1 protein-coding gene and 1 pseudogene are annotated in these 1494 nt (G+C 67.3%); both read left to right on the top strand.

The genetic code is table 11. The features are described from left to right. Positions 1-906: aldehyde dehydrogenase family protein (locus BIS11_RS17360; protein ID WP_253586697.1), on the top strand; the 906-nt coding region annotated here is incomplete at its 5' end. A 130-nt stretch (positions 907-1036) separates the two neighbouring features. Further along, positions 1037-1494 (top strand): annotated as a pseudogene (locus BIS11_RS17365) (sodium:proline symporter); the annotation flags it as partial.

The raw sequence follows: 1494 nt of genomic DNA on the forward strand, positions 1-1494 counted from the left end.
GTGCAGCTTCTGCCCGGCGACGGCCCGACCGTGGGCAGCGTGCTGAGTTCGGACCCACGCATCACCGGCGTGGTGTTCACCGGCGGCACCGACACCGCGCAGATCATCAACCGCGCCCTCGCCGCCCGCGAGAACGCGCCGCTGCCGACCCTGATCGCCGAGACCGGCGGCATGAACGCGATGATCGTGGACTCCACCGCCCTGCCGGAGCAGGTGGTGGTCGACGTGATCCAGTCGGCGTTCCAGAGCGCCGGCCAGCGCTGCTCGGCGCTCCGGGTGCTCTACCTGCAGGAGGACGTGGCGGATCGGGTGATCGAGATCCTCAAGGGGGCGATGAGCGAGCTGCACATCGGCGACCCGCGCGACCTGGGCACCGACGTCGGCCCGGTGATCGACGAGGATGCGCGCAAGGGGCTTCTGGCCCACATCCAGACGCTCAAGGACGAAGGCCGGCTGGTCGCCGAGGCCTCGATGGCCGCCGAGCATACCCAGAACGGCACCTTCGTGGCGCCGGTGGCCTTCGTCATCGACGGCATCGAGGCACTGGAGCGCGAGCAGTTCGGACCAATACTGCACATCGTGCGCTACAAGTCCCGCGACATCGATCGGGTGATCGATGCCATCAACGGGCGCGGCTACGGGCTGACCTTCGGCGTGCACAGCCGCAACGAGTCCTTCGCCGCCGAGATCGCCCGGCGCATCCGGGTGGGCAACGTCTACATCAATCGTAATATCATCGGCGCCGTGGTGGGCGTGCAGCCCTTCGGCGGCCAGGGCCTTTCCGGCACCGGCCCCAAGGCGGGCGGGCCGCACTACCTGCAGCGCTTCGTCACCGAGAAGACCGTCACCAACAACACGGCGGCGCTGGGCGGCAACGCCTCGCTGCTGGCCCTGGGCGACGATTGACCCCGGTGTCGGAGGCGCCTTGACACTCACCCCCTGCGGGGGGTGAAGTAAATCGGTACCGGGCAGCGACCTGCGTGCCAACAACAACATGTCGTGTCGGACTTTGGATTCGATCAACAGGGGAAATTCTATGGATATCGGCGTCTGGATCAGTCTTTTCGCATACTTCGCGCTCATGATCGGCATCGGCGTCTATGCCATGCGCACCTCCACCTCGACCTCCGAGGACTACGTGTTGGGCGGGCGCACCTTGAGTCCCAAGGTGGCCGCGCTCTCCGCCGGTGCCTCGGACATGAGCGGCTGGCTGCTGCTGGGCCTTCCCGGGACGATGTTCGTCTCCGGGCTCGGTTCGGCCTGGATCGGCATCGGGCTGTTCGTCGGGGCGTTCTTCAACTGGCTTCTCGTGGCGCCGCGCCTGCGCGAGCAGACGGTGCACTACGGCAACGCCATCACCATCCCGGCGTTCCTGGCCAACCGCTTCCCGACCCGGGCGCTGTCGCTGCGCACGGTATCGGCGATCGTCATCGTGATCTTCTTCGCCGTCTATACCGCCTCGGGTCTGGTCGCCGGCGGGCGGCTGTTCGAGAG

The organism is Halomonas sp. 707D4 (assembly GCF_024158685.1).
Lineage (GTDB): Bacteria > Pseudomonadota > Gammaproteobacteria > Pseudomonadales > Halomonadaceae > Vreelandella.